Consider the following 25,214-nt stretch of genomic DNA (forward strand, 5'->3'; position numbering starts at 1 on the left):
TTGTCCTCCAGACCCTGGCCGCATCTCCCGTTGCCGCGGTCAGGCTGCCCTCTTTCCTCCCCGAACCTGTCACCATGCTGTCACTGTCGTCACCAGATCCGCCGGGTTGATCGCTGAAATCTTCCATGTCACTGCTTGCCCATGCGCATCTTTCTGGTGGAGGACACGAGGGATGTCGGGGAGGCAATCAGCCGACGACTGGAAAAGGTCGGGCACACCGTCGATTGGCAGACGGACGGTCAAACCGCCGCCGACATACTCGAATTTACCGATTATGATCTCGTGATCCTCGACGTCATGTTGCCGGGGCTCGACGGGTTCGAGATCCTGCGCCATCTGCGCGCCCGGCGAAAGACGACGCCGGTGCTGGTGCTGACGGCGCGATCGGAGATCGAGGACCGCGTCGGCGCGCTCGATCTCGGCGCGGATGATTATCTGGTCAAGCCGTTCGATTTCCGTGAACTCGAGGCCCGCACGCGCGTGCTGCTGCGCCGCCGCCAGGGCGATCCGACCAATCTTATCGAGTGTGGAGATCTTGTTCTCGACCGCAACAGCCGTTCCGTGCGGGTGGGCAATCGCGAGGTCCAGCTCAAGCGGCGCGAGATCACGCTTCTGGAGGTACTGGCCGCCCGGCCGGGGCGGGTTTTCAGCAAGGACGAACTGCTCGACCGGCTGTTCGGCTTCGACGAAAACGTCAACCCCAATGCCGTCGAACTCTATGTCGGTCGGCTGCGCAAGAAGATCGAGGGCTCGTCGGTGCGCATCGTCACCATCCGTGGTCTCGGCTATCAACTGGTGGCCGATGAAGCGGCGTGAAACCTCTCTCTTCTGGCGGCTCGTGCTGCGCGTTGCGCTGGTGCTTTGCTCTGGGGCGGCGCTGCTCTCGGCGGCTGCCTGGTACTATGCCCGCGCGGCTGCCGACGATGCCTACGACCGGCTGCTGCTTGGGGCAGCAATCCAGATCACCGCGAACATGACCGTCGACGCGGGCAATCTTGGCGTGACGCTGCCGTCGTCGGCCTTCGAACTGCTCGGCCTTGCCGAGCGTGACCGCATTTTCTATCGGGTGGTCGGCCCGGATGGCCGAACCCTTACCGGCTACGACGATCTCGACACCGGCATCGACGTGACAGCGGCCCGGGCCGGCCCGGTGTTCCTGACGACGGAGTATCGCAAGGTGCCGGTGCGCGTGGCCGTGGTCTCGCGGGCGCTGTCGGACCCGTCCTTTTCCGGCTGGGCCTATGTGGTCATGGCGCAGACGACCGAAGCGCGGCGCGCGCTTGCCGGCGAACTGACGACGCGCGCGATGATCCTCGTCGGCATCATGAGCCTGCTGGCGCTTGCCGGCACCGTGCTTGCCATCCGCTATTCACTGCTGCCCGTCGATGCCCTTGCCGCGACGCTGCGTGCCCGCGATCCGCAGGACCTGACCCCCGTCGAGGCCGACATGCCAAGGGAGCTCAAGCCTTTCGTCGGGTCGATCAATCATTTCATGGGCCGCCTCGACGAACGCGTCACCCTGCTTCAGCGCTTCATCGCCGATGCGGCCCACCAGATCCGCACGCCGCTCACGGCCCTTTCGGCGCAGGTCGACATGCTCGAAGACGACGATCTCGACGCCAACCGCAGACGGCATCTGGGGCGGGTGCGCGATCGCGTCAGCCAGCTGGCGCGGCTCACCAACCAGCTGCTCAGCCATGCCATGGTCATCCACCGATCCGATTCCGTGCGCTTCAAGCGGGTCGATCTCGGCGATGTCGCCCGCAAGGCTCTACGGTCGACGGTACCGATCACCGTCGACGCCGATGTCGTCGTTTCCTTCGAAGTCGGCGTGGAGCCGGTCTTCGTGCTTGGCGATGCTGTGAGCCTGCGCGAGGCAATAGCCAACATCATCGACAATGCCCTGCAGCACGGCGTCAAGCAGCGCCTGGCGGTCCGGGTGGACCGGAAGGACGAGCAGGCGCTCGTGGAAGTCGCCGATGATGGCCCCGGCATTCCGCCAGGCGAATGGCCGCAGGTCACGGCGCGTTTCGTCAGTTCGAAGACGGGGGAGGGGAGCATGGGGCTTGGTTTCGCGATTGCGGCGGAAGTGGCGGCTGCCCATCGGGGCACGGTCCGTTTTATCGAGAAGGGCGAGCACGATTTCACCGTCGTTCTCGAAATTCCCCTCTACCGGGAGGGCGTATGATGATCTGGTCGAAGCGCGTCTTCCTTGCACTCTCCGCGGTCTTCGCGCTCGCCACGCCGGCTGCTGCCGTCGAGGGGATGCGGGCGCACTTTCCGGCGCTTGATGCAGAGCGCGGCAGGCTCGTGATCAACGGTGCGACGGATGTGGAGGCGATGGAGCCGTTGATCCGCGACTTTCAGGAGACGGCAAGGGACGTCGCCATCGACTACACCGACTATGTGACCAATGACCTCTACCGCGATGCCGATGCCGCCTGCCGCCGGCAGCAGCCCTTCGGCGACATCCTCCTTTCGTCGTCCGTCGATCAACTGGTGAAGCTCGCAAATGACGGCTGTGCGCTCGCCCATGTTTCGCCGGAAACTGCCGACGTACCCACCTGGGCAAATTGGCGCGATGAGGTTTTCGGCTTCACTTTCGAGCCTTCGGTCATGGTCTACCACCGGGATTTCGTGCCGCCGGAAGATGTGCCGCACACCCATGGCGAGTTGACGGACCTCTTGCGCTTCAAGCCGGATTATTATCGTGGCCGTATCGGCACCTATGACCTGCGCCAGTCCGGCATCGGCTATCTGCTCGCCTTCCTCGACGCCCAGCAGGCCTCGACCACCTACGGCCGCCTGCTCGAAAGCCTGAGCCGCGCCCAGGCGGTGCTGCGCTGCTGCAACAATGCGGTGTTGTCGGAACTGGATAGCGGCAATGTCTATATCGGCTACAACATCCTCGGCTCCTACGCCTATGCCGCCTCGCGCCGGAACGCCAAGCTCAGGATTGTTCTGCCGCGCGACTATACGCTGATCCTCAGCCGTGGGGCGCTCATCCCCGTGGGTGCGAAGCGCAGCGATCTGGCCGGTCGTTTCCTCGATTACTTGCTGTCCGAGCGCGGGCAGGATGTCGCACGGGAGAAGGCGTTCTTTTTTTCGCGGAATGGCGCCTTGCCCGCCGAGGTCGACGGGCCGGTGAAACTGGTGGAATCCGGCATCGGTCGGCCGATCCGTATCGGCCCGGCGTTGCTCGCCGCGCAAGACCGGTTGCAGCGCTCCCGTTTCATCGACGATTGGACCAATCTCATCGTCAACAAGCCGACGCGGTTACGGCCGAACTGAAGGGGGTTGTTGGCCGCTCTGGCGGGCAAAAACAAAAAAGGCCGGCGATGCCGACCTTTTCCCGCTCGCTGCGTCACACTGCCAGTACATCCGTGGTCAGCGTCTCCGCGCGAACTACGCCCGGAGCCTTCGGATGATCAATTCCGGCGGGCTCCACGGGCAATTCGTTGATGCCTATGTGTGGTGTCCGGTCACGGCTTTCAAGCCCTTGCCACGAAATCGCCGTCGGCGCCCTTCGAGCCTGGCGCTTGCGCTAGCAGTGGATGCTGACGCTATGCTGACGCAAAAGGGCGACGATGTGTTCGTCCGGCAACTGGTCGGTGACGAGTGCGTCGATATCGGCCAGCGATGCAAGGCGCACGAGCGCGCGCCGTCCGAACTTGCTGCTGTCAACGGCGAGGATCACCCGCTCGGCCTGGCGCATGGCGGCCGAGACGGCGGCGACTTCCGCATGGTCGTCATCGCCGATATCGCCGTCCTGGTCGATGCCGCTGACGGAGATGATGGCGACGTCGAATTTGAACTTGCGGATATAGTCTGCGGTCTCCTCGCGGAACACACCGGCATCCACTTGCCGCACGAAGCCGCCGGGCACCGCAACCGCGAAGCTGCTGCTTTCGCTGAGCGTCGTTGCGACGCGCAGACTGTAGGTGACGACGCGCAGGTCGCGGCGTTTCAACAGGCCGCGCGCCACCGCTTCACAGGTCGTGCCGGTATCGATGAACACCGCGGCGCCATCGGCGACGAGGTCGGCGGTCAGCTGTCCGATGCGCTCCTTCAGGCCAGCGTTGTCGACGCGCCGCTGGCGGTAGGTGTCAGGGTCGACAGGGGTGGCGATGGTCGCGCCGCCATGCAGGCGTCGAACCCTGCCGTCCTGCTCGAGCGCCATGATGTCGCGCCGCGCGGTCTGGGTCGTCACGCCGAACATCTCGGTGATCTCGTCGATTGAGATGTAGTGGTTCTTTTCGAGATGCCCGAGAAGCAGCGTCTGCCGGCGCGTCTTCTTGTCTCCCGTCGGGAGATCCCGATCGTCGTCCATTGCTGTCATCTCATTCCCCCGAGGCACGTCTAACATAGGGCTTCAGTCAATCTCCAAGGAAATCGCGGGAACGCCGATCCGTCGCGCGAAATTTTATGTCGGCCTATGAAATGTTGTAAAACTGACATTTGACTCGCCTAATGTCCGTAATCGTACATCTCTTCGAACCTTTCCGCTCATCAACACCATCGCCATGAAGGTCTTGTGACGGAGCGTGTTCGCATCGCGACATTGGAGCAGTAAAATGAGACAACGTGGACACGACCTCCGCGGGGTGCGGGCTATTGCGCGCCTTCGCCTGGCGACGGCGATCCTTCTGTGCGGAACGAGTCTGACGCTTTCGGCAGCCGAAGCCCGCGCCGCCGACGACAGCATGAAAATCCTGACGCTGAATACCTGGCTCGACCGCTTCAAGGCCAATCCGAGCGTCATGTCGGACTTCTTCATCAAGGGGAACTACGACATCCTGACCTTCCAGGAGTTTCGCGCCAACAGCACTTATGCCCGAGACATTCCCGGTATTCTGAAGAATGCCGGCCTCGGCACCTACGCCACCCGCCAGGACAGCGACACCGGCGTGTTCTCGCGTCTCCCCGGCACCTTCGGCGCCAGTACGCTCGGCGACATCGTGACCTATACGGTGGTCGATCCGACCATCAGCAAGCCGCAGGTGGTCGTCGGCACCACCCACCTCAACTACTACGACCCGCCGACGACCCGCATCAACGAAGCCAAGGGCATCAATCAGTGGGCCAAGTCCGAGGCGCGGCCGATCATCCTCACCGGCGATTTCAATGCCGGCGACGTCTCGGAGCGCGGCCTGCATTCGGTCAGCCAGCAGGAATTGCTGCTGAAGACTTACGTCAAGAGCCCGAGCAACAGCTTCTATCTGAGCCTCCTGCGCGACTACGCCAAGGATCAGCAGAAGCTCGACGCCTATATCGCCGAGTGGAAAGGCAAGAGTGCCTCGGCGATCAACGCCTCGACGGTGCCGTCAGGCCTCTTTGCCGACGAGATGTATCCCGTTGCAGGCAACCTGCCGCAGACGATGAACATCCTGAAGAAGCAGTTCCAGATCCTGCAGCTTCCGAACGAGCGCGAGCAGTTCTCGCCGCATGCTTTGAACGACGGTAGCGTCACCTGGCCATCGCACGGCGAGGACGCCACCAATACCTGGGCAAGCTGGCACCGGGTGAAGATCGACCACTTCCTGGCGTCGCGCCCCTTCGGCAAATGGTGGACGCTCGCCGACGATCCGAAGGATTCCTACTCCGGCGTCATCACCGACGTCAGCTACGTGACCAATCCGGATGGATCGAAGACGCCGCTTTCTGACCACGAGCCGGTTGCCCACACGGTGCGCTGGGTCGGCCCGGTGCTGCAGAACTACACCGATCCGGCGTCAGCGACGGCCAAGACCCGGATCCTCTGGGGCGACGAAGCGTCGACCTTCTCTGAAAAGGGTGGGGTGTTCAACCTCAGCCGTAACAACATGCGCAACGATGTCTATCTCGGCCAGATCGCCGACGAGAACGGCCTGCCGATCCTTGCCGGTCTGACCGATCAGGAGAAGAAGACGCTGCTTGACTGCAAGAGCACGGATGCCCGCTTCCAGCGGGCGATACACGACTATTGCATCGATGATCATTCCTTTATCGGCGAGACGCTGGTGAGTGATGGCGGCACGGTGGTCGTCGAAGAGGACGCCGCCCTCGGCGGTGCAAATGCGAAGTTGCGGCTCGACGGCGGTGCTTTGAGGATCGCCGGTCGCGACATGCACCAGATCAATCGCGATATCGTGCTCGAAGCGGGCGGCGGTGCGCTTGATGTCGCCGATGCGGCCAACGTCGTTGCCGTCAACAAGGCGATCAGCGGCAACGGTGGTCTGACGAAGCTCGGCGCCGGCGCACTCGTGCTCAACGGAGACAATACCTATACCGGCGCGACAACCGTCAAATCCGGCCTGCTCTCGGTTCAGGGCTCGATTGCTTCGTCTTCGGGTCTGGCGGTCGAAAAGGGTGGTGCTGTCGGTGGTGTCGGCAAGTTCGGCAGCTTGACGGTCGCCGATGGCGGCGTGATTGCGCCCGGAAATTCGATCGGCACGCTGAACGTGGCCGGCGACATCACCTTTGCGGGCGGCTCGACCTACCAGGTCGAAGCCAATGCCGAGGGCGAGAGGGACAAGATCATTGCGTCAGGCAAGGCGCAGCTCAACGGCGGCTCGGTTCTGGCGCTCGCCGCCAATGGCAGCTACGCGCCGCAGACGCGCTACACGATTCTGACGGCGGCCGGCGGCGTGAACGGTACGTTTGCGAATGTCGCGTCGAGCCTCGTCTTCCTCGATCCGACGCTCGGTTACGACGCCAACAACGTGACGCTGACGCTCAGCCGCAACGATATCCGCTTTGCCGATGTCGCGACGACGTCAAACCAGCGGGCAGCCGCGGTCGGCGCTGAAAGCCTCGGCTTCTCCAGTGCCGCCTATTCGGCTCTCACCAACCTCGATCGCGACCAGGCGCCTCTTGCCTTCGACCAGCTCTCCGGCGAAATCCACGCCTCGACCAAGGGCATGCTGCTGCAGGGCGGCCTGCTGTTGAACGCCGCGGCCACCAACCGCATCCGCGCGGCCTTTGGCGATGACAACACCAAGGCGGCGCCGGTGCTTGCCTATGGCGAGGGCGGCATCGAAAGCGTTGCCGCTGACACCGACCGCTTCGCCTTCTGGAGCCAGGCCTTCGGCACCTGGGGCGATACGGATGGCAACGGCAATGCGGCCGGCTTCCAGCGCAACATCGGCGGTTTCCTCTTGGGCGCCGACGGCCTTGTCGGTGACAACTGGCGTGCCGGTCTCTTCGGCGGCTACAGCCGCTCGTCCTTCGATGTGGTCGATCGTCGTTCCTCGGGGGACAGCGACAACTACCATATCGGTGCCTATGCCGGGACCGGGCTTGGCGCGCTGTCGCTGACAGCGGGCGCGACCTATAGCTGGCACCGCATCGAGACCACGCGCGGCGTGTCCTTCGCCGGTTTCGAAGACAGCCTGTCGGCCGCCTATGATGCCCGCACCGCCCAGATCTTCGGCGAGGCGAGCTATGCCATGAGTGCCGGTCGTTTCGACTTCGAGGGCTTCGCCAATCTTGCCTATCTCAACCTCGACACGGATGGTTTCCGTGAAAAGGGCGCGGCAGCGGCGCTCTCGGGCCGTTCGGACAACACTGACACGACCTTCACCACGATCGGCGTGCGCAGCTCGACCGACGTTTCTTTCGGCGAAACGGCGGCGGTCCTGAGCGGCACCGTCGGCTGGCGCCACGCCTTCGGCGATGTTGTGCCGACCTCCACGCTTGCTTTTGCCGGTGGCGATGCGTTCACCGTCGGCGGGGCGCCGATTGCCAGGGACGCGGCGCTCTTCGAGGCTGGCATCGACTTCAAGGTTGCGCCATCCGCGACCTTCGGCGTCAACTACACCGGCCAGATCGCTTCGGGCGTCTCCGACCACGGTGTAAACGCCAAGCTGAAGGTGAGCTTCTAAGAGCCGCCTCGACCGAGCGCATCAAGGCTGGCCGGGTGCCCGGGGTTAAAGCGTCGCGCATTCGTGCGCGGCGCTTTTCTATGTCAGCGTTGCCTTACGTAACTGTTGCAAACAGGCCGCAGCCGCGACGATTGGCGCCATGGCCAGATTTCTGCACTTGGCGGTTGCTGCCGATTCGCCTATAGGTCGTCTTCCGGCAACCAATCAGGGAGGTTTCAAAAGATGCCAGCTTATTCTTTCTCCCTACGGGGCGGCGTACAGTTCTGAGCTGGACGCAGAAGGGCAGTTTCGCCTTTCCGTCTTTTCCAGGTCAGAGTTCGTTTCGCTGACCTTGGCCGTTCTCTTCCGGAGAATCTCGCCAAGCCAATGATGCCGCATCGGAAGCTGGGTTCCTTTTAACGGCATATTCCATCTGAATCTTTTTGAGGCCGATGCGTCGCGCATCGGGCAAATATTATGGCTTTTACTCGTTTTGCCTTGCGCGGTGGTGCGTTCCGCAGCGTTCTTGGTTTCACCTGGTCTCATTGGAAGGCGCAGCCGGTCAGGATCAGCGTCATCCTCGGCATGGTCCTTCTGTCGACGCTCGCCGATGTCCTGACGCCGCTCTATTCGGGTCGGCTCGTCGATGCCGTCGTTTCCGGCGCGGCGACGGATGAACTTGCCTGGAACGCGGCGATTGCCGCATTCTGGATGCTGATGGCGCTTTCGCTCGGCGCGATCCTGCTGCGTCACCTCACCTTCCTCGGCGTCACCGACCTGACGCTCAAGATGATGACCGACATCGCCTCGGCTGCCTTCTACCGCATCCAGCGGTTCTCGACCGACTGGCACGCCAACAGCTTTGCCGGTTCGACCGTGCGTAAGGTGACGCGCGGCATGTGGGCGCTCGATCTGTTGAACGACACCCTGCTCGTCGCTCTGTTTCCGTCCGTCGTGATGCTGGTCGGTTCGACAATATTGATGTCGTTGTACTGGCCGATGATGGGCGTCATCATCGGTATCGGGTCGATTGTCTTCATCCTGATGACGATTGCGCTGTCGCTCGGCTATGTCGCGCCGATGGCAAGCCTGGCCAACCGGTGGGACACCAAGCTCGGCGGCGCGCTTGCCGACGCCGTCAGCTGCAACATCGTCGTCAAGGGCTTCGGTGCCGAAGGCCGTGAGGACGCGCGCCTGGCCAAGGTTCTTGCCAAGTGGCGGGACCGCACGCGCCGCACCTGGATCAGAGGCACGACCAACGGCACGACGCAGGGCGCGATGCTGCTCGTCCTGCGTGCGGCGGTGATCGGCTTTGCACTGCTTCTGTGGGCGCGGGGTCAAGCGACTGCGGGCGACATCACCTTCGTGCTCACCTCGTTCTTCATCCTGCAGGGGTACCTGCGTGAAGTCGGGCAGCACATCCGCAACCTGCAGCGCTCGGTCAACGACATGGAAGAGCTCGTCGATATCCATGGCCAGTCGCTCGGCATCGACGACAAGGCGGATGCCAAGCCGATCCGGATCACCGATGGCCGCATCGAGTTCAAGGATGTGACGTTCCACTACGGTGCGCACCGCAAGCCGCTCTACGACCGCTTCTCGGTGACGATCCGGGAGGGCGAGCGTGTCGGTCTCGTCGGGCATTCGGGCTCGGGCAAGACGACCTTCGTCAAGCTGATCCAGCGCCTGCACGACCTGAAGGCCGGCGAGATCCGGATCGATGGTCAGGACATCGCATCGGTAACGCAGACGTCGTTGCGCCAGCAGATCGCGATCGTGCAACAGGAGCCGATCCTGTTCCACCGGTCGCTTTCCGAGAACATCGCCTATGCGCGGCCGAACGCCACGCAGAGCGAAATCGAGAAGGCGGCGAAGCTTGCAAGCGCCCACGACTTCATCACGGCGCTGCCGAAAGGCTATGGCACGCTCGTGGGCGAACGCGGCGTCAAGCTCTCGGGTGGCGAACGTCAGCGCATCGCCATTGCGCGCGCGTTCCTCGCGGATGCACCGATCCTGATCCTCGACGAGGCGACCTCGAGCCTCGACTCGGAATCGGAAGTGCTGATCCAGCAGGCGATGGAGCGGCTGATGCTCGGACGCACGACGCTGGTGATCGCGCACCGGCTCTCGACGGTCCGGGCGCTCGACCGGCTGTTGGTCTTCGATCACGGCCGGATCGCCGAGGAGGGCACGCATGACGCGTTGATCCGTCTCGACGGCGGCATCTACCGTGGTCTCTTCGAGCGCCAGGCGCTGGAACTGACCAAGGGTCTGGTATTGAACGACCAGTAAGAATGCCCGCTGGCAAACTATTCGCCGCGCCTGACGAAGGCGCGGCGAAACCCTAAGCCGATTGGCCGAGCCAGCGATCGATGCCGCGGGCGGCGGTGCGACCGGTGGCAAAGCAGGCGGTGAGCAAATAGCCTCCGGTTGGCGCTTCCCAATCGATCATCTCACCGGCAACAAAGGTGCCGGGCAGCGCCTTCAGCATATAGTCGTCATTGAGCGCGGCCCAGGTCACACCGCCGGCCGAGGAGATGGCCTCGGCGATCGGGCGCGGGCGTAGCACCGGGATTGGCAGCGCCTTGATCAAGGCAGCAAGATCGGGCGGCGCCAAACGCGCCGCATCAGGCGAAAGCTCGCGCAGCGCGGCAGCTTTCACGCCTTCAAGCCCAGCCCCCTTGCGCAGACGGTTGGAAAAGCTGGTCTTGCTGTCGAAGCGGCCGAGATCCTTCGCCAGTTTCTCGACGGTTCGTCCGGGCGTGAGATCAACCACCAGTTCGGCCGGCTCGCCGTGTGACAGGCGGTCGCGAAGCGCGCTCGTGTGGGCATAGACGAGACTGCCTTCGATACCGCTCTTGCTGACGACAAATTCGCCAGGAACGGTGCCAGCCGGGGACGTTGCCGTCACAGCCTTGAATGCATCGCCGGCGAAGCGGTCACGGAAGGTCTCGCTCCAGTCGACGTCGAAGCCGCAATTGGCGGGCTGGAGTTTCGCGATGGACACACCCCTCTTCTCCAGCCGGGAAACCCAGGCGGCATCCGATCCGAGACGCGGATAGCTGGCGCCACCAAGTGCAAGTAAAGTCGCATCTGCGCTGACAAGCGTCTTGCCATCAGGGGTATCGAATGCGAGTGCTTTGCCCTCAAAGCCAGTCCAGCGGTGCCGCGTCAGGATGCGAACGCCGCGGCTTTCCAGCGACTTGAGCCAGGCGCGCAGCAGCGGCGAGGCCTTCATCACCTCGGGAAAGACACGGCCCGAGGAACCGACGAAGGTCCTGGTTCCGAGGTCTGCTGCCCATTGCCTGATATCGTCGGGCGTAAAGGCGCCCAACGCCGTCCGCAGTCGAGGTGAGGCATCGCCGAAGCGCTCGGCAAAGGCGGCGTAGGGTTCGGCATGGGTAATGTTGAGGCCGGACTTGCCGGCGAGCAGGAACTTGCGCGCGACCGTCGGCATGCTGTCGTAGACGGTGACCGCGTGGCCGCGCTCCGCCAACACCTCGGCGGCCATCAGGCCGCTTGGCCCGCCGCCGACAATGGCGATCTGTTTCTTCCCCATGCGCTTGGCCCGGTCTCGATTCCACGTCAGCGCACTCTTGACCCGGCGTCGCACGGTGTGCAACCCCGCGCGGCGTGCTCAGCGGCGATTGGAACCGTTCAGCTTCTTTTCGAGCCAGAGGCTGTAGCGCGAACCGGTGAAGCAGATGACGAAATAGACCAGGGCCGCGAAGATATAGGCCTCGCTGTAGAAGCCGAGCCAAGCGGGGTCGGTTGCCGACGTTTTGGCGGCGTTCAAGAGATCGTAAATGCCGATGACCGCAAGCAGCGAGGTGTTGAGCACGATGCCGATAGAGAGGTTGACGATCGCCGGGATGACGGCGGTCAGCGCCTGCGGCAGCACGACCAGCCGCAACATCTGGACCCGGCCAAGGCCGAGCGACAGCGCCGCCTCCTTCTGGCCCACCGGGATCACCTGCAGGCCGGCGCGGATGACTTCGGCGAGATAGGCGGAGAAGAACAGCGTGACGCCGATCTGGGCGCGCAACAGCTTGTCGACGGCTGCACCGCTCGGCAGCGCCATAGGCACGATCAGCATGACCACATAGAGAACGGCGATCATCGGCACGCCGCGCAGCACTTCGATGAAGGCGATTGCCAGGCATCGCACGATGCCCATGTCCGATTGCCGGGCAAGCGCCAGCAGCAGCGCGATCGGAAAGGCGAAGGCAAGGCCGGCGATAGAGACGGCAAGCGTAATGGGCAGTCCGCCCCAATGATTGGTCGACACCGGTTCCAGGCCGGCCGTGCCCGCCATCAGCAGCCAGATGCCGAGAAGCGCCAACAGCCAGACCGGCACCAGGCGGAAGCTCCAGAAGCGGGGAAGGGCCGAGATCGTCAGGAGCGCTGCAATGAGGGCGATCACCAGCGCCGGGCGCCACTGCAGAGGCGGCGGGAAGAAGGCGAAGAGCATGAACCGAAACTTGGCGCCGACGAAGGCCCAGCAGGCGCCGGCCGTTTCCTTGGCGCAATCGGCTGATGTGCCCAACCAAACGGCATCGATGACGGCCCAGCGGAAAAAGGGAAGCGCGAGCCAGAGGATTGCCGCGAGTGTTACAAGCGTGACGAGGGCGTTGGCCCAGCCGCTGAAGAGGCCTTCACGCCAGCGGTGCCAGTCGGGTGCGACGGGTGGCGCAAGTTCGATCTGGCTCATCGCTTTCCTTCTCCGCGCAGAACCACGCGCCGGTTGTAGAGGTTCATGACGGCCGAAACCGCAAGGCTGATCGTCAGGTAGACAGCGCCGATGATGATGATCGCTTCGAGCGCCTGACCCGTGGTGTTGGCTGTCGTGTTGGCGACGCTGACGAGGTCGGGGTAGCCGATCGCCACCGCGAGGCTCGAGTTCTTCGTCAGATCCAGGAAGCTCGAAATCATCAGCAGCGTGATGACCCGAAGCGCCTGCGGCAGCACGACAAGACGCAGGATCTGCGGGGGCTTTAGCCCGAGTGCCCGGGCCGCTTCCCATTGGCCGGACTTCACCGACTGGATGCCGCTGCGTACGATTTCGGAGATCGAGGCGGAGGCATTGACGACGAGGCCGATCAGCAGCGCTGCGAATTCCGGCGTCAGCGACAGGCCGCCGCGGATGTTGAAGCCGCCCTTGGCAGGGATCTCGACAGAGGCGGCGAAGCCAAGCGAGGTAAGGGCCAGGTAGCAGAGGGCAAGCGCGCCGAGCACGGTGCCGGCGGTTTTCGGCAGATAGAACGTCGCGCCCGACAGCAGGCGCCTGGAAATGACGAGTGCGGCGAAGGCCGTCAGGAACACCGCAGGCAGCCACACGGCGGCCGGCAGCCCGTCGACCGAGAGCGAGGGCAGAAAGACGCCGCGATTGCTGAGATAGACGCTGCCGAGGAACGTGTAGGCGCCGCGCGGCGGCGGCAGCGCGCGGATGATCGCGCTCCAGAGAAACAGTTGCAGCAACAAAGGCGTGTTGCGCAGAAGCTCGACATAGCCATGCACGAAGCTCGCAAGCAGCAGATTGCCGGAGAGCCTGACGATGCCGAGCACGACGCCGAGCACGGTCGCAAGCAGGCAGCCGACGATCGCGACCTTGACCGTATTGGCGATGCCGGCGGCGAGCGCCCGGGCGTAGCTGTCGCCGGCAGAGTAGGGCACCACGCTTTCGCCGATCTCGAAATTCGCCTGATGGGAGAGGAAGGCGAAGCCGGGCGTGAGGCCCATGCGATGCATGCTTTCGGCAGTATTTTGACCGAGAAAGGCAAAGAGCAGCAGTACGCCGATGAAAAGCAGGCCCTGCTGCAATGGCAGAGGCCCGATCCACGAGCGCAGCCGCGAGACGGGTCCGGGCCCCGAAGGGCCCGGTTGGAGTTGGCGTGTCATGGGAGGGACCATGAACCGGCTCAACGGAACGGCGGCGAGTAGAGCAGGCCGCCTTCGGTCCAGGGCTGGTTATAGCCGCGCTCGAAGTTGAGCGGCGTGCCCTTGCCGACATTGCGCTCGAAGATCTCGCCGTAATTGCCGACGGTCTTGACGATGTTGTAGGCGAACTTCGGATCAAGGCCGATCGCTTCGCCGAGCGACGGGTCGACGCCCAGGAAGCGCTTGATCGCCGGGTCCTCGCTTTTGAGGAAGGTGTCGACATTGTCCTTGCCGATGCCGAATTCCTCGGCCTGGATCGTCGCGTAGACGGTCCAGTTGACGATTTCGAGCCACTGATCGTCACCGGCGCGGATTGCCGGGGCCAAGGGCTCCTTGGACAGGCGCTCGGGCAGGAGCACGTAATCGTCGGGCTTGGAAAGCTGGGTGCGTTTGGCGGCAAGGTCGGTCGCGTCCTGGGTGAGCGCGTCGACGCGACCCGAGTCGAGTGCCTTCAGGAACTCGCCGGTTTCCTCGATCGTCACCGGCGTGAAGGCCTTGCCGGTCTTGCGGAAGAAGTCGGCGATGTTGAGCTCGCCGGTGGTGCCGCTCTGGACGCCGATCGTCGCGCCGTCGAGTTCCTCGCCCTTGGCTACGCCGAGGTCTTTGCGCACCAGCAGTCCCTGACCGTCGTAGAAGACGACGGGACCGAAGTGGAAGCCGAGCTTGAAGGCGCGACTGACGGTCTGCGTCACGCCCGAAAGCAGAATGTCGAACTCGCCGGATTGCAGTGCCGGCAGACGCTGCTGCGGCGAGGAATTGGTGAACTCGACCTTCTCGGCGTCGTTGAAGACGGTGATGGCGATGGCGCGGCCGAAATCGACGAAGAAGCCCTGCCAGCGGCCGCTGCTATCGGGCGCGAAGAAACCCGGTGTGGTGCCGACGCCGACCTTGATCACGCCACGCGCCTTGATCTTGTCGAGGGTTTCACCAGCGAGCGCCGAGGTGGCGATCAGGCCAGCCGCCAGCGCTGCCGTTGCGGCAAAGGCTTTGGTGAAGAGTTTTCGGTGAGTGAAATGTCGCTGCATAAGGGCCCCCAAGCCACAAAAAGAATGTCACTGCGCATGCACGGCGGAAGTGCCCGCTGCGTTTGAAATATTTAAATCTATAGAGATTATATAATAGGTATTTTTGTGCGAATTTGGCGCGCGGCCTGAAACAGATTTCGCCGCCTCGTTTTTGCCGGGAACGTTTTTGACAAGCATATGGTCGGCCTACGTGCGTGGCGGCCATTCCTGGTTTTGTCGCGCTTGCGGATTGCCGATCGGCCGAAAGCTGCGCGTCCGGGTTGCCGGCGTACTCCAGGGCTGTGCCTCTTGTTGAGATCCGCGGAAGTTCCTAGGTTCCGCCGATCGAATGGGTTACGTCATAGGCGATGCGGCTTTTTGTGAAAGAATGGTGGAAACGGATAGGATGGGGCGCGCCGACGTCGGTTGCCCTGCATCTCATCATCGCCTTGCTGCTCCTGTTCGACCTGCCGCTTGAACTGCCGAAGCCACCGAAGGAGCAGACGGTCAGCGTCGAGCTCGTTCCGCCTCCCGAGGTGAAGCAAGAGAAGAAAGCCGAACAGAAGAAGGCTGAGCAGAAGAAGGGCGAGGAGAAAAAGGCCGAACAGCCGAAACCGCAACCGAAGCCGCAGCCTCAGCCAAAGCCCCAGCCCAAGCCGCCGCAGCAACTGCCGCAAACCTTCGCGTCCGCCATGGCCAAGACCAAACAGGACAACAAGGAGGCCGAGCTTCCGCCGGCTGCGCAATCGGAGGATAAGAAGGCCGAGGCGTCTGAGCAGGCAAAGCCCGCGACTGAACCTGCGAAGTCCGCGGAAGAACCTGCAAAGGCGCCACCCAAGAAGGATGAGACGCCGGTAAAAGAACAAAAGCCCTTGCCGACGCTGGCGGTGCCGGCGAAGTCACCGCAGAACGCCACGGAAAAGCCGGACGAGAAACTAACGGCGGCGGTGGCCGAAGCGAAGCCTGAGCCAAAGGACGCGAAGCCAGCCGAGGCCAAGCAGCAGCCGCCGGAAGAAAAGCCGAAGACGAAGCCGGCCGATGCTGCTGCAAAGGTTGAACTCAAGCCGGTGCCGAGCAAATTGGTGGAGGCGAAGAAGCTCTATGCCGAGAAGGCAATTGCCGATCCGCGAATGAAGCAGGCGCTTCTCACATTGCCCGTCAAGGCGCGCATCAGCCAGCTCTGCAAATCCGAGGCGCTGGAGCAAATCCGCCACCAACGTCCGGATACTCCACCCCAAGGAATGGTACCATTCGGTCCAAGGGGCGGGTTCATCTCGAAAAATCGCATGGATGCCAGCGGTGGTGCCTATCACAGCAAGAAGGTCTGGTACGACGTCGACTTCAAGTGCCTTCTCAACGAGGATGCGACGGAGGTAATCTCCTTCAGCATCGCCATTGGCGGCGTCGTGCCGAAGTCGGCCTGGGAGACGCGGCGCCTCGGCCCGCCGCCGGATTGATCTTGTAGCACAGCGATTTGGCGTGCGCGCCTGCATCGCGCCAAGCTTCAGCCATCGAGCTACGTAGTCCTCCCGTTGTCTTCGCGCGGTCCGGCAAGACGTGTGCCTCGCCAGCGCTTTGCCTGCCGGACCTTTGGGAGCCCGGCAGGCGCAGGTGCGAGTTGCCACTCTCACACAAAACGGAGGCGGTTAGTCATTCCGCCGCCTGCAGCGCCCGCTCGCGGTAGACCGAGACCAGCGAGGTCCCGAGCATCGCTGCCACCGCGGCGAACAGGAAGACGCCGGCCGGTCCCTGCAGTTCGACGAGAAGGCCGCCGAGGATCGCGCCGGTGGAAATGGCGATCTGGAAAGTCGTGAGCGTTGCCGCTCCAGCACCTTCGGCTTCGTCGCCGGCCGCACGGCTGAGGAAGGATTGCACGCTGACCGGCAGCGCGCCGAAGGCGAAGCCCCAGGCGGCGGTGGCAAGGATGGCGACTGCGGGCAGTGCGCCGGCAAGTGCCAGCGTCAGGGTGGTGACGGCGACACCGGCTGCTGCCGACATCATCGACAGCCGCGTGCTGCGCTCGGCGAGGAAACCACCGGCAATGTTGCCGAAGAAGCCACCGATGCCGAAGGCGAGCAGGATCGCGGTGATCGCCTCGACGCCGAACTGCGGCACCTGCTCAAGGAACGGGCGAACATAGGTGAAGCCGGCAAAGTGGCCCGTGACGACGAGCAGGATGGTTGCAAGGCCAAGCCGGATCGCTGGCCGCTTCAGCACGTTGAGGATGGTGTTGAGACCGGTGGTCCCCTTCGGCGGCAGGCGAGGAACGGTCAGTGCCTGGACGATGAAGGTGACGATGCCGACGGCGGCGGCGAGCAGAAATGCATAACGCCAGCCGAGCGTCGCGCCGATCCAGGCGCCGACGGGGGCGGCGCAGACCGTCGCGATCGACACGCCGGACATGATGATCGCCATCGCCCGCGGCATCAGCCGGCCGGGAACGAGCCGCATGGCGAGCGCCAGCGACAGGGCCCAGAAACCGCCAAGGCCGATGCCGAGCAGGAAGCGCGCGACGAGCAGCATCGGAAGGCTGGATGCAAAGCCGGCGATCAGGCTGGAGATGATGAGAAGCGCCGTCAGTGTGAGCAGCACGTTGCGGCGGTCGAAACGACCAGTGTAGACGACGATCGCCGGTCCGGCGATGGCCGCGACGACGGCCGTGGTCGTCACAGATTGTCCGGCCGCGCCGACGGTAACGCCGAGATCGGCCGACATCGGCGTCAGCAGGCTTGCCGGCAGAAATTCCGCCGTGACAAGGCCGAAAACGCCGAGCGCCAGGGATACGACCGCCGCCCATAGCGGCTTTTCTTGTTCATCCGCCTCGCCCGTAGGCCTTGCGACGATGCCATCCATAATCTTCATCTCCATTGCGGTTGCGATGAAAATATGCATGGCCAACTGGAGTTTCTATGCTAGAAAATCCAAAACACTATGCCGTTTGTCCAAAGCTGGAGCGCCCTATGACTGATGCGCTGACTGACATCCTGCGCGGCCTGAGGCTCGATGGGGTGGAATATGGGCGTTGCCAGCCCTGTGCGCCATGGGCAACGTCCTATCCAGCGCAGGAACCTGCGCGTTTTCACTTTCTGGCCTCAGGCTCCGCCCATCTGCAAACGCCGGATGGCGCCTGGGTAGAACTGATGCCTGGAGATGCCGTGCTGCTCCCGCGCGGTGACGCGCATGTTCTCGCCAGCAAGCCCGGCCTGCCGACGATTTCGATCCGCGATCTGCCGAAGCGGCAGCTCTGCGACGGCATCATCGATCTCCAGTGTCCCAACACGGACAGCCAGAACCTTCTATTCTTCGCGGTGATGCAGTTCAATGTCGACCGGCTTCATCCTCTGCTGCAGCTGATGCCATCGGTCATGCGCACCAGCGATCTGGCCTCGAGTGAGCCGTCGATCCCGTCGCTGCTCGATACCATGACACGCGAGGCGGCGATGCAGCGCGTCGGCTCTGGCGGCATCCTGGCGCGGCTTGCCGACGTGCTGACCGCCACGATCATCCGCGCCTGGGTGGAGCACGGCTGCGGCACGGCGACCGGTTGGCTTGCCGCCGTGCGCCATCCGGAGGTCGGCCGGGTACTCGCCGCCATTCATCTCGACCCGACCAAGGACTGGACGGTGCCGGAGCTTGCCAAGCTCATGGGTGCTTCGCGCTCCGGCTTCGCCCAGCGCTTCGCCGATACGGTCGGCGAAACGCCGGCCCGCTACGTGGCGCGCATGCGCATGCACCAGGCCCATCAGTGGCTGCGCGAAGGAAAGCGCGTCGCCCATGTCGCCAACCGCCTCGGCTATGATTCCGAGGCCTCCTTCAGCCGTGCCTTCCGCAAGATCATGGGCGCGCCGCCAAGCCATTCGCGGAGCCTGGCGGCAGCTCCCGAGCAGATCGCGTCATGAATAGCGCGGCGCCAGTGGCGACTAGAACTTGACCGTGAGATCGGCGTGCACGCCATGTTCCCGGACGGTAGAGGCGATCTGCCCCTGATAGGAGACGCCAAACGTTGCCGTCTGTGTAACGGCGAAATCGATGCCGGCCTCGACGAGGGCACTGTCGCGCGCGATCGGTGCGCCGGCGACAGAAAAGGCGTCACTGCCTGAAAACGCTTGAGCGACCGCGGGCGTGACGTCGCCATAGGCGTGCCTCCAGCCGAGAAGGCCGCTAGCCGTAGCCTTGGCCGTTCCGAGTTCGAAATCGGTCGCCAAGCGCAGGCCGAGCGTGGTGAAGGTCATATCGTCCGAGCCGCCCTGGACGGCCAGCGCTGCCGCGCCGCCCTTCTCCGTGAAGGCGTCTGTATGCACGTTGACATAGGCGAGATTGGCAAAGGGCTCGAAGACGAGGTGGCCCACCCGCATGCCATAGCCGAGTTCGCCGAACACCTGGGTCGTGCCTGCGCGGTAGTCGGCAGTCAGGCTGTCGACGAGAACCGGCGAGAGCACATTGCGGCTGCTGTCGACATCGCTCCACGTATAGGCAAGGCCGGAGCGGAACGACAGGGCGCCCCATTGTGTGCCGCCATAGACCCCGAGATGATAGTTGTCGCTGGAGGTCGACGCACGGCGGTCATCGACCTTGAAGCTCGACGAACTGTAGCCGGCGAGGAAACCGAGCCTCCAGTCGTCGTTGACGAGGCCGTCCAGGCCGGCGACGAAGCCGCCGGTGGAACGCGATAGCGCGGCGGCGTTGCCGTCGCCATCCGTATGGCCCCAGGCGCCGAAGGCCGAGCCCCAGGCGCCGGCGCGTTCCGCTGACGCGATAGACCCGGTGGTGAGATCATCCGTTGCCACCGTCCGCACAGCCTTCGCGCCAACAGTGTCGAAGGCGGACCGCAGGCGGTCGTTGATCTGGTTGCCGATGAGTTGGCTGTTTTCGATCAGGCCGGTCACGGTCGAGCCGTAGACTTCGCCGGGCAACTGGCCGAAAAGATCGGAGGCGGTGCCGGCGTCAAGGGTGGTCGCGAGATCATGCAGGGATCGGCCGATACCAAGGCGCTCGATTGCGGCGGCGGTTGCCGCAGCGTTGCGGGTGGAGGCCATATCCGCGAAGGCCACGCCATTGCGGGCGACGTCGAGTTAGACGGTGGTCGGGCGCCGTGGACGTCATCTCCTGAGTTCTGCCGGCGGTCGTATAAAGCGGCTTCGTCACGGATAGGGTCGTTCCAATACCAAGGACCCCGCGACCTTATGAACAGTCTCCTATGGTTGCAACTGCTTTATAATTCTCAACTCATGCGCGCGGAGGGCGTGGGCGCGCGTGGCTGGGGGACCAATGACGTCGGCGGATTGTCGATACTCAGGGGTGGCCGGCGTTGCAGGCTTCTCATGAAACTATTCCATTTTTGAAATGCCGTTTTGTCCGCGGCGAGGGTAGGGTCCCTGCGACGAAATGCCTGCTCCGTGATAGATGACAGGTGACGACTGTGGGAGCACCATGACCGACGACACACGTTTGAGCCTTCGAGACCTCGGCATTCGGCCGGGCTCATATGAGACCGGCCCCCTGAATGCGATCACCGACGTCGAGGGCGTTGCGGTCGGTCATGCCACCGTGATCGACGGTGATCGCATCCGCACCGGCGCCACCGCCATCTTGTCGCATGGAGGCAACCTCTTTCAGGACAAGGTGCCGGCCGCACTCGCCGTGCTCAACGGCTTCGGCAAGTTCGCGGGCTCGACCCAGATCGAAGAGCTCGGCGAAATGGAAACGCCAATCGTTCTCACCAATACGCTGGCGACCGGTCGCGCCATCGAGGCGATCGTCAGCTGGACGCTGGCGCAACCGGGCAACGAGAAGGTCGTGTCGCTGAACGCGGTGGTCGGCGAGACCAACGATTCCCGCCTCAACGACATCCGCGCCGGTCGGCCGACGATCGACGAGATCGGCGCAGCGCTCGTCGCCGCAAAGACCGGTCCCGTGGACGAAGGCGCTGTCGGTGCCGGCGCCGGCACGGTGGCTTTCGGTCTCAAGGGCGGCATCGGCACGAGTTCGCGCCGCGTCAAGACGGCCGGGGAAGTCTTCACCCTCGGCGTGCTGGTTCAATCCAACTATGGCGGCCGGCTCACCGTCTGCGGCCGTGCCTACGAAGCGCCGGCGACACATGACCGGGATGGCTCGATCGTCATCGTGATCGCGACCGATGCGCCGCTCTCCGCGCGCAATCTCAAGCGCCTTGCCGAGCGCGCCTTCGGCGGCCTTGCCCGCACCGGCGCAGCGCTCAGCAACGGCTCCGGCGACTATGCGCTCGCCTTCTCGACGGCCTCTGCCGTGCGCCGCACGAAGGCGCGGCGGGCGGCGATCGCCGAATATCCCGACCTTCCGAACGACCTGATGTCGCCGCTCTTCGAAGCGGCCATCGAGGCGACCGAGGAGGCCATCCTCAATTCGCTGACCATGGCCCGCACGACGCATGGCTTCAACGCCGCGAACGGCAAGCCAAGCACGGTCCAGGCGATTTCGCTCGAACAGCTTCGCGCGCTCAGCGAACAGTGACTTTGCGCCCGTGGATCGCGCCTGCGTTGCGGTCCACGCGCTTATGCCAAACCAATTCTTACGGAGCCCATATGTCCCATCCGCCCATCCGCACCGTCTATCTCAACGGCGAGTTTCTGCCGGAGAACGAAGCACGCCTCTCGATCTTCGATCGCGGTTTCCTCTTCGGTGATGGCATCTATGAGGTCACCGCCGTGCTCGAGGGCAAGCTGATCGACAGTGCATCGCACATGGCGCGGCTGGAACGCTCGGCGCGTGAAATCGATGTGCCGTTGCCGGTATCGACCGACGAAATCGTCGCCATCGAAAAGCGGCTGATCGAAGAGAACGGCCTTGTCGAGGGCATGGTCTATCTGCAACTTACCCGGGGTGCCGAAGACCGGAACTTTCTGTTCTCCGAGGATATCAAGCCGACGCTCGTGCTCTTCACCCAGGCAAAGACGCTGGTGAACGGAACCGCCACAACCAAGGGGCTGTCGGTCAAGACCGTGCCCGATCAGCGCTGGGCGCGCCGCGACATCAAGAGCGTATGCCTGCTGCCGCAAGTGATCGCCAAGCGGATCGCCAAGGCTGAAGGCTGCGATGAGGCCTGGATGATCGAGGACGGGTTCGTGACCGAAGGCGCATCGTCGACCGCCTACATCGTGACTGCGGACAACCGCATCGTCACACGTGGCAACAGTCAAAAGACGCTGCCAGGCTGCACACGGCTCGCCGCTCTGGCGCTCGCCGCCGAACAGGGAATGACGCTGGAAGAACGCCCCTTCACGCTCGAAGAGGCGCTCAACGCTCGCGAAGCGTGTCTGACCAGCGCTTCAAACTTCGTTGCGCCGATCACCCGCATCGACGGCAAGCCCGTCGGTAGCGGTGAGCCGGGCCCGGTGGTCAGGCGCCTGCGCGAACTCTATCTGGAGCACGCACGGCGAACGGCGATCTAGTCGACGGCCGGAGCTCCTGCCTTGGAAGCGCGGGAAATGAATCAGGCTCAACGCGACGTCTGCCGACGCTACGGCGCCGAGTTCGACGCGCCCGACATCTTTTGCAAGCTTGGTGTTTCTGCCAGCGCACTGCGGGGGGAGCTGCCGCTCAATGGGCTGCGGCATCCACCCGAGAACGGAACGAGTGGTTGGTATATCTGGGGAGGGGAAGAATTATCTGCCGATCCCGAATTCTTCATGCCTCTCCATGCCCATCATCTGCAGAAGCTTTGTGTATCAGTGCTGCCGTATCTCGCTCTGCCTCCGGGTTGGCGCTTTTTGATTGTGCCTGACTACGAGGACGTCTGGTACGACAGCACACTTCTCGCGCCGCCTGATTAGGATCCGGCCTCCAGGTTCTGCCAGACGCGGCCGACGACCGGCCGACGGTTCTCCTTGGCGCGGTAGAGCCGAATTTCGACGCTGACGTCCCAGCGCGGGTCGGCGGCCCTGACCAGCGAGCCGTTCGCCAGCTCGTTCGTCATCAGGCTCTCGGGAACCCAGGCGATGCCCCAGCCGGCAGCCGCCATGGCCTTCAGTCCTACGGACATGCTGCCTTCGTGCACCCGTTGCGCCGGCGGCAGGTTGGGGCTTATCAGCTCATCGAGGAGCTGGCCGAAGAACGACGATTTTTCGTAGCTCAGATGCGGAAAGGGTTTCGCTCCGCCTTCGAGCAGATGCATAGGCGCGCCTGATTTGCTCGCGGACGAGACGGGGATGATGCGCTCGTGTCCGAGCACACGATGCTCGAAGGCCTGTGGGTCGAGTAGGTGCGGAACCTGGGTATGGGCGTAGGTGAGCAGGAAGTCGCATTCGCCGTCGACGAGCGAATTGAGGTTCTCTTCCATGCTGCCGGAGTCCGGCCGAAGCCGGGAGAAGAGCGGCCCGATCTTGGCATTGACGCGGCTCATCCACTCCGGAAAGAAGGTGAAGGAAAGCGTGTGCAGCGCCGTCAGCTTGATGGTGCGGGCGTCGGAGCCCTCTTCCTGCTGAAGGTTGCGCCTCGCCTGATAGAGCTGTTTCAGCGTTTCCTGCGCCACCGGCACGAACTTCGCGCCGGCTTCGGTGAGACGCGAAGGGTAGGTCGCCCGGTCGACGAGCGTTGCGCCGAGCCAAGCCTCCAGTTGCCGGATGCGGCGGCTGAAAGCGGATTGGGTCACGTGACGCTCATCCGCCGCCTTGGAGAAGTTCAGTGTGCTGGCGAGCGCCAGAAAGTCTTCAAGCCATTTGATTTCCAAGACATGCACTCCGGAAGCCCAGTCCGCTCAGCCATTCACCGGCGGACAGGCTTCTTTGCGGCAGCGCCCGCGCGTCATCAAGAGAAATCAGGTGCGGCGTCGATATTCGATCATGCGGGCGCGGCTCGACACCAGCTCGAGAAGATCGGGCCCGAGGAGATGCAGGCATACACGTTTGACCCAGGGACCATCGATCAGGGTGAACAGGAAGCGGCCACTGCCGAGTGCAGTCAGCGTCACGGCCTGGCGCACCGGGCCGACCCCCATCAAGACCGTGCCGTTGTCGATCGTGAATTCCGCACCCTCGTCCGAGCGCCAGACGCCGGAAAGCGATGCCGGCACCGGCGCATGCGTCGCCGCGGGAAGGAAACGACGTGCCGCATGGCCGGCCTCGCCGACAAGCGCCGGGCCATCGCGGCGAAGCCGGAGAGGTGATGAGGCGGAGCGCGACGAGACCCAGCCGTCGCCGTCGTCATAGAGCGTCTCGTCGGCATCGAGGTAGGTGCAGGTGCTGCCCTTGATCTCGATCCACCAGGGGCCGGTTTCCGTCACATAGAAACCGTCGCCGAGGTCAGCCGCGGGATCCGGAAGCGCGAGCCCGGTGAGTGCCGCAATGCTCTCAAGCGCGATCTTGTAGCCGTTGGTATCTTCGCGATTGGAGACGACGACGAGGCCGGCACGCGTTTCGGGATCGAGCAGGAAATAGGTCTTGTAGCCGGGATGCGAGCCGCCGTGGCCGACGAATTCGTGTCCACCGAGCGATGAGTTGCGCAGGCCCAGGCCGTAGCCCGTCGGGCGCCCGTCGGCAAGAAACCGGGTCTCCTGCAATTTCTGCAGGAGACCGGCAAAGCGGCCTTCATCATCAAGCAGCGCCTGCAACCAGATGGCAAGCGCCCGGGCGCTGCCGGTGAGGCTGCCCGACGCGGAAATGTGCAGGCCCGCGGCGGAAAGCTGCCAGTTTTCGCCCGAGTTCCAGTATCCGGGGACGAGGCCTTTCACCGGGTCGTTCCAGACATCGGGCGCTTTCAGCGCGATGCCGAGCGGCTCGGCAATTTCCCGTTGGATGAAATCGTCGAAGCGGAAGCCCTTGCGCTCCAACGCCGCTTCGATGAGGCGATAACCGGTGTTTGAATAGGAGACCTCGGTGCCGGCACCAAAGTTCAGTCGCTCCAGCCGCGAGAGGTATTCGAGCAGCGGCCCGGCCTTGGTTTCAGTGTAGACGGAAAGGCCGAGCAACGACAGGCATTCGCGGGTATCCGGCAGGCCGCCGCTCATGTCGAGCGCCTGCCCAACCGTTACGTCCGCAAGCGGCGAGCGCAATTCCGGAAGGTGCTGGCCGAGCGGATCGCCGAGCCCGATGATGTCGGCATGGGCGAGCACCATCGCTGAGAAGACGTGCTTGGTGAGCGACGCATAACGCACGACGCTGTCGACCGTGAAGGGCGCAAACGTCGCGAGGCTCTCGACGCCGGCCGCATGCGTGAAGCAGATTCCGGATGCGTCGAAACCAATGACGGCGCCGCCTGGCTCGTCGGCCCCCCATTGTGCGGTGAGGCGTCTCGTCGTCGCTTCGGCGGCTTGCCAATCCAGCGATGCCGGCTTCGTCATATCCATTCTCCATTCTGGCCGCGGCGGTTTCCCGCGCGTATTTCGGTCTAAGCACGACAGTACCTTGTGCTGCCAATTCCGATTCCGGCAGGGTCCATGCATGGTTTGCATTTGCCCGGC

General features: G+C 63.7%; 19 protein-coding genes. 10 read left to right on the plus strand and 9 right to left on the minus strand.

The annotated features are described in order from the left end of the window. Window positions 1-141 precede the first annotated feature (141 nt). From I8N66_RS03495 to I8N66_RS03505, 3 genes are read left to right on the plus strand one after another with little or no spacing between them, the layout of a single operon-like run. Complete coding sequence (locus tag I8N66_RS03495; protein ID WP_291149726.1) at window positions 142-816, plus strand: response regulator transcription factor; 675 nt, start codon at window positions 142-144, stop codon at window positions 814-816. Beyond that, window positions 803-2,188, plus strand: a complete 1,386-nt coding sequence (locus tag I8N66_RS03500; protein ID WP_291149729.1) for a sensor histidine kinase — start codon at window positions 803-805, stop codon at window positions 2,186-2,188. The genes I8N66_RS03495 and I8N66_RS03500 overlap by 14 nt, the downstream gene beginning before the upstream one ends. After that, window positions 2,188-3,291: an ABC transporter substrate-binding protein gene (locus tag I8N66_RS03505; RefSeq protein WP_113539858.1), complete on the plus strand. Its 1,104-nt coding sequence runs from the start codon at window positions 2,188-2,190 to the stop codon at window positions 3,289-3,291. The genes I8N66_RS03500 and I8N66_RS03505 overlap by 1 nt, the downstream gene beginning before the upstream one ends. Before the next feature lie 253 nt (window positions 3,292-3,544). Here I8N66_RS03505 and I8N66_RS03510 read toward each other — a convergent pair whose 3' ends face one another. Next, window positions 3,545-4,339 carry a DeoR/GlpR family DNA-binding transcription regulator gene (locus tag I8N66_RS03510; RefSeq protein WP_291149732.1) on the minus strand — a complete coding sequence of 265 codons (795 nt, stop codon included), beginning with the start codon at window positions 4,337-4,339 and terminating at the stop codon, window positions 3,545-3,547. A 235-nt stretch (window positions 4,340-4,574) separates the two neighbouring features. Between I8N66_RS03510 and I8N66_RS03515 the strand changes: the two genes are divergently transcribed. After that, on the plus strand, window positions 4,575-7,862 hold the full coding sequence (locus tag I8N66_RS03515) for an autotransporter domain-containing protein (protein WP_291149735.1): 3,288 nt from the start codon (window positions 4,575-4,577) through the stop codon (window positions 7,860-7,862). Between the two features lie 456 nt (window positions 7,863-8,318). Continuing rightward, entirely contained in the window at window positions 8,319-10,133 is a 1,815-nt protein-coding gene (locus I8N66_RS03520) for an ABC transporter ATP-binding protein (protein ID WP_291149738.1), read from the plus strand. 52 nt (window positions 10,134-10,185) lie between these two features. Here the strand turns inward: I8N66_RS03520 and I8N66_RS03525 are convergent, their stop codons facing one another. From I8N66_RS03525 to I8N66_RS03540, 4 genes are all read right to left on the minus strand, one after another. Next, entirely contained in the window at window positions 10,186-11,400 is a 1,215-nt protein-coding gene (locus I8N66_RS03525) for a TIGR03862 family flavoprotein (protein WP_291149741.1), read from the minus strand. A 78-nt stretch (window positions 11,401-11,478) separates the two neighbouring features. Continuing rightward, the gene (locus tag I8N66_RS03530) at window positions 11,479-12,552 is read right to left on the minus strand and encodes an amino acid ABC transporter permease (RefSeq protein ID WP_291149744.1); all 1,074 of its coding nucleotides are present in this window, start codon (window positions 12,550-12,552) and stop codon (window positions 11,479-11,481) included. Beyond that, window positions 12,549-13,739 carry an ABC transporter permease subunit gene (locus tag I8N66_RS03535; RefSeq protein ID WP_291149747.1) on the minus strand — a complete coding sequence of 397 codons (1,191 nt, stop codon included), beginning with the start codon at window positions 13,737-13,739 and terminating at the stop codon, window positions 12,549-12,551. The genes I8N66_RS03530 and I8N66_RS03535 overlap by 4 nt, the downstream gene beginning before the upstream one ends. Window positions 13,740-13,759: 20 nt before the next feature. Further along, on the minus strand, window positions 13,760-14,803 hold the full coding sequence (locus I8N66_RS03540; RefSeq protein ID WP_291149750.1) for an amino acid ABC transporter substrate-binding protein: 1,044 nt from the start codon (window positions 14,801-14,803) through the stop codon (window positions 13,760-13,762). A gap of 359 nt (window positions 14,804-15,162) precedes the next feature. Here I8N66_RS03540 and I8N66_RS03545 point away from each other — a divergent pair, with 359 nt between their 5' ends. Beyond that, entirely contained in the window at window positions 15,163-16,239 is a 1,077-nt protein-coding gene (locus tag I8N66_RS03545; RefSeq protein ID WP_291149752.1) for a DUF930 domain-containing protein, read from the plus strand. Between the two features lie 193 nt (window positions 16,240-16,432). Here I8N66_RS03545 and I8N66_RS03550 read toward each other — a convergent pair whose 3' ends face one another. Then, a complete protein-coding gene (locus I8N66_RS03550; protein ID WP_291149755.1) occupies window positions 16,433-17,635 on the minus strand; it encodes an MFS transporter in 1,203 nt (400 codons plus the stop codon). 107 nt (window positions 17,636-17,742) lie between these two features. On the opposite strand from I8N66_RS03550, the gene I8N66_RS03555 reads away from it, so the two are divergent. Further along, a complete protein-coding gene (locus tag I8N66_RS03555) occupies window positions 17,743-18,681 on the plus strand; it encodes an AraC family transcriptional regulator (RefSeq protein ID WP_291149756.1) in 939 nt (312 codons plus the stop codon). Between the two features lie 21 nt (window positions 18,682-18,702). Here the strand turns inward: I8N66_RS03555 and I8N66_RS03560 are convergent, their stop codons facing one another. Beyond that, window positions 18,703-19,818 carry an autotransporter domain-containing protein gene (locus I8N66_RS03560; RefSeq protein ID WP_291149758.1) on the minus strand — a complete coding sequence of 372 codons (1,116 nt, stop codon included), beginning with the start codon at window positions 19,816-19,818 and terminating at the stop codon, window positions 18,703-18,705. A 394-nt stretch (window positions 19,819-20,212) separates the two neighbouring features. On the opposite strand from I8N66_RS03560, the gene I8N66_RS03565 reads away from it, so the two are divergent. The 3 genes from I8N66_RS03565 (at window position 20,213) to I8N66_RS03575 (ending at window position 22,590) form a co-directional block, all read left to right on the plus strand. Further along, complete coding sequence (locus I8N66_RS03565; protein WP_291149760.1) at window positions 20,213-21,271, plus strand: P1 family peptidase; 1,059 nt, start codon at window positions 20,213-20,215, stop codon at window positions 21,269-21,271. Between the two features lie 71 nt (window positions 21,272-21,342). Next, window positions 21,343-22,209 carry a D-amino-acid transaminase gene (locus tag I8N66_RS03570; protein WP_291149763.1) on the plus strand — a complete coding sequence of 289 codons (867 nt, stop codon included), beginning with the start codon at window positions 21,343-21,345 and terminating at the stop codon, window positions 22,207-22,209. 36 nt (window positions 22,210-22,245) lie between these two features. Continuing rightward, a complete protein-coding gene (locus tag I8N66_RS03575) occupies window positions 22,246-22,590 on the plus strand; it encodes a hypothetical protein (RefSeq protein WP_291149766.1) in 345 nt (114 codons plus the stop codon). Here the strand turns inward: I8N66_RS03575 and I8N66_RS03580 are convergent. Then, window positions 22,587-23,486 carry a LysR substrate-binding domain-containing protein gene (locus tag I8N66_RS03580; RefSeq protein ID WP_291149770.1) on the minus strand — a complete coding sequence of 300 codons (900 nt, stop codon included), beginning with the start codon at window positions 23,484-23,486 and terminating at the stop codon, window positions 22,587-22,589. The genes I8N66_RS03575 and I8N66_RS03580 overlap by 4 nt on opposite strands. A gap of 87 nt (window positions 23,487-23,573) precedes the next feature. Beyond that, a complete protein-coding gene (locus I8N66_RS03585) occupies window positions 23,574-25,094 on the minus strand; it encodes a serine hydrolase domain-containing protein (protein ID WP_291149773.1) in 1,521 nt (506 codons plus the stop codon). Window positions 25,095-25,214 lie beyond the last annotated feature (120 nt).

The sequence above is a fragment of the Ensifer sp. SSB1 genome (genome assembly GCF_016652895.1).
Lineage (GTDB): Bacteria > Pseudomonadota > Alphaproteobacteria > Rhizobiales > Rhizobiaceae > Ensifer.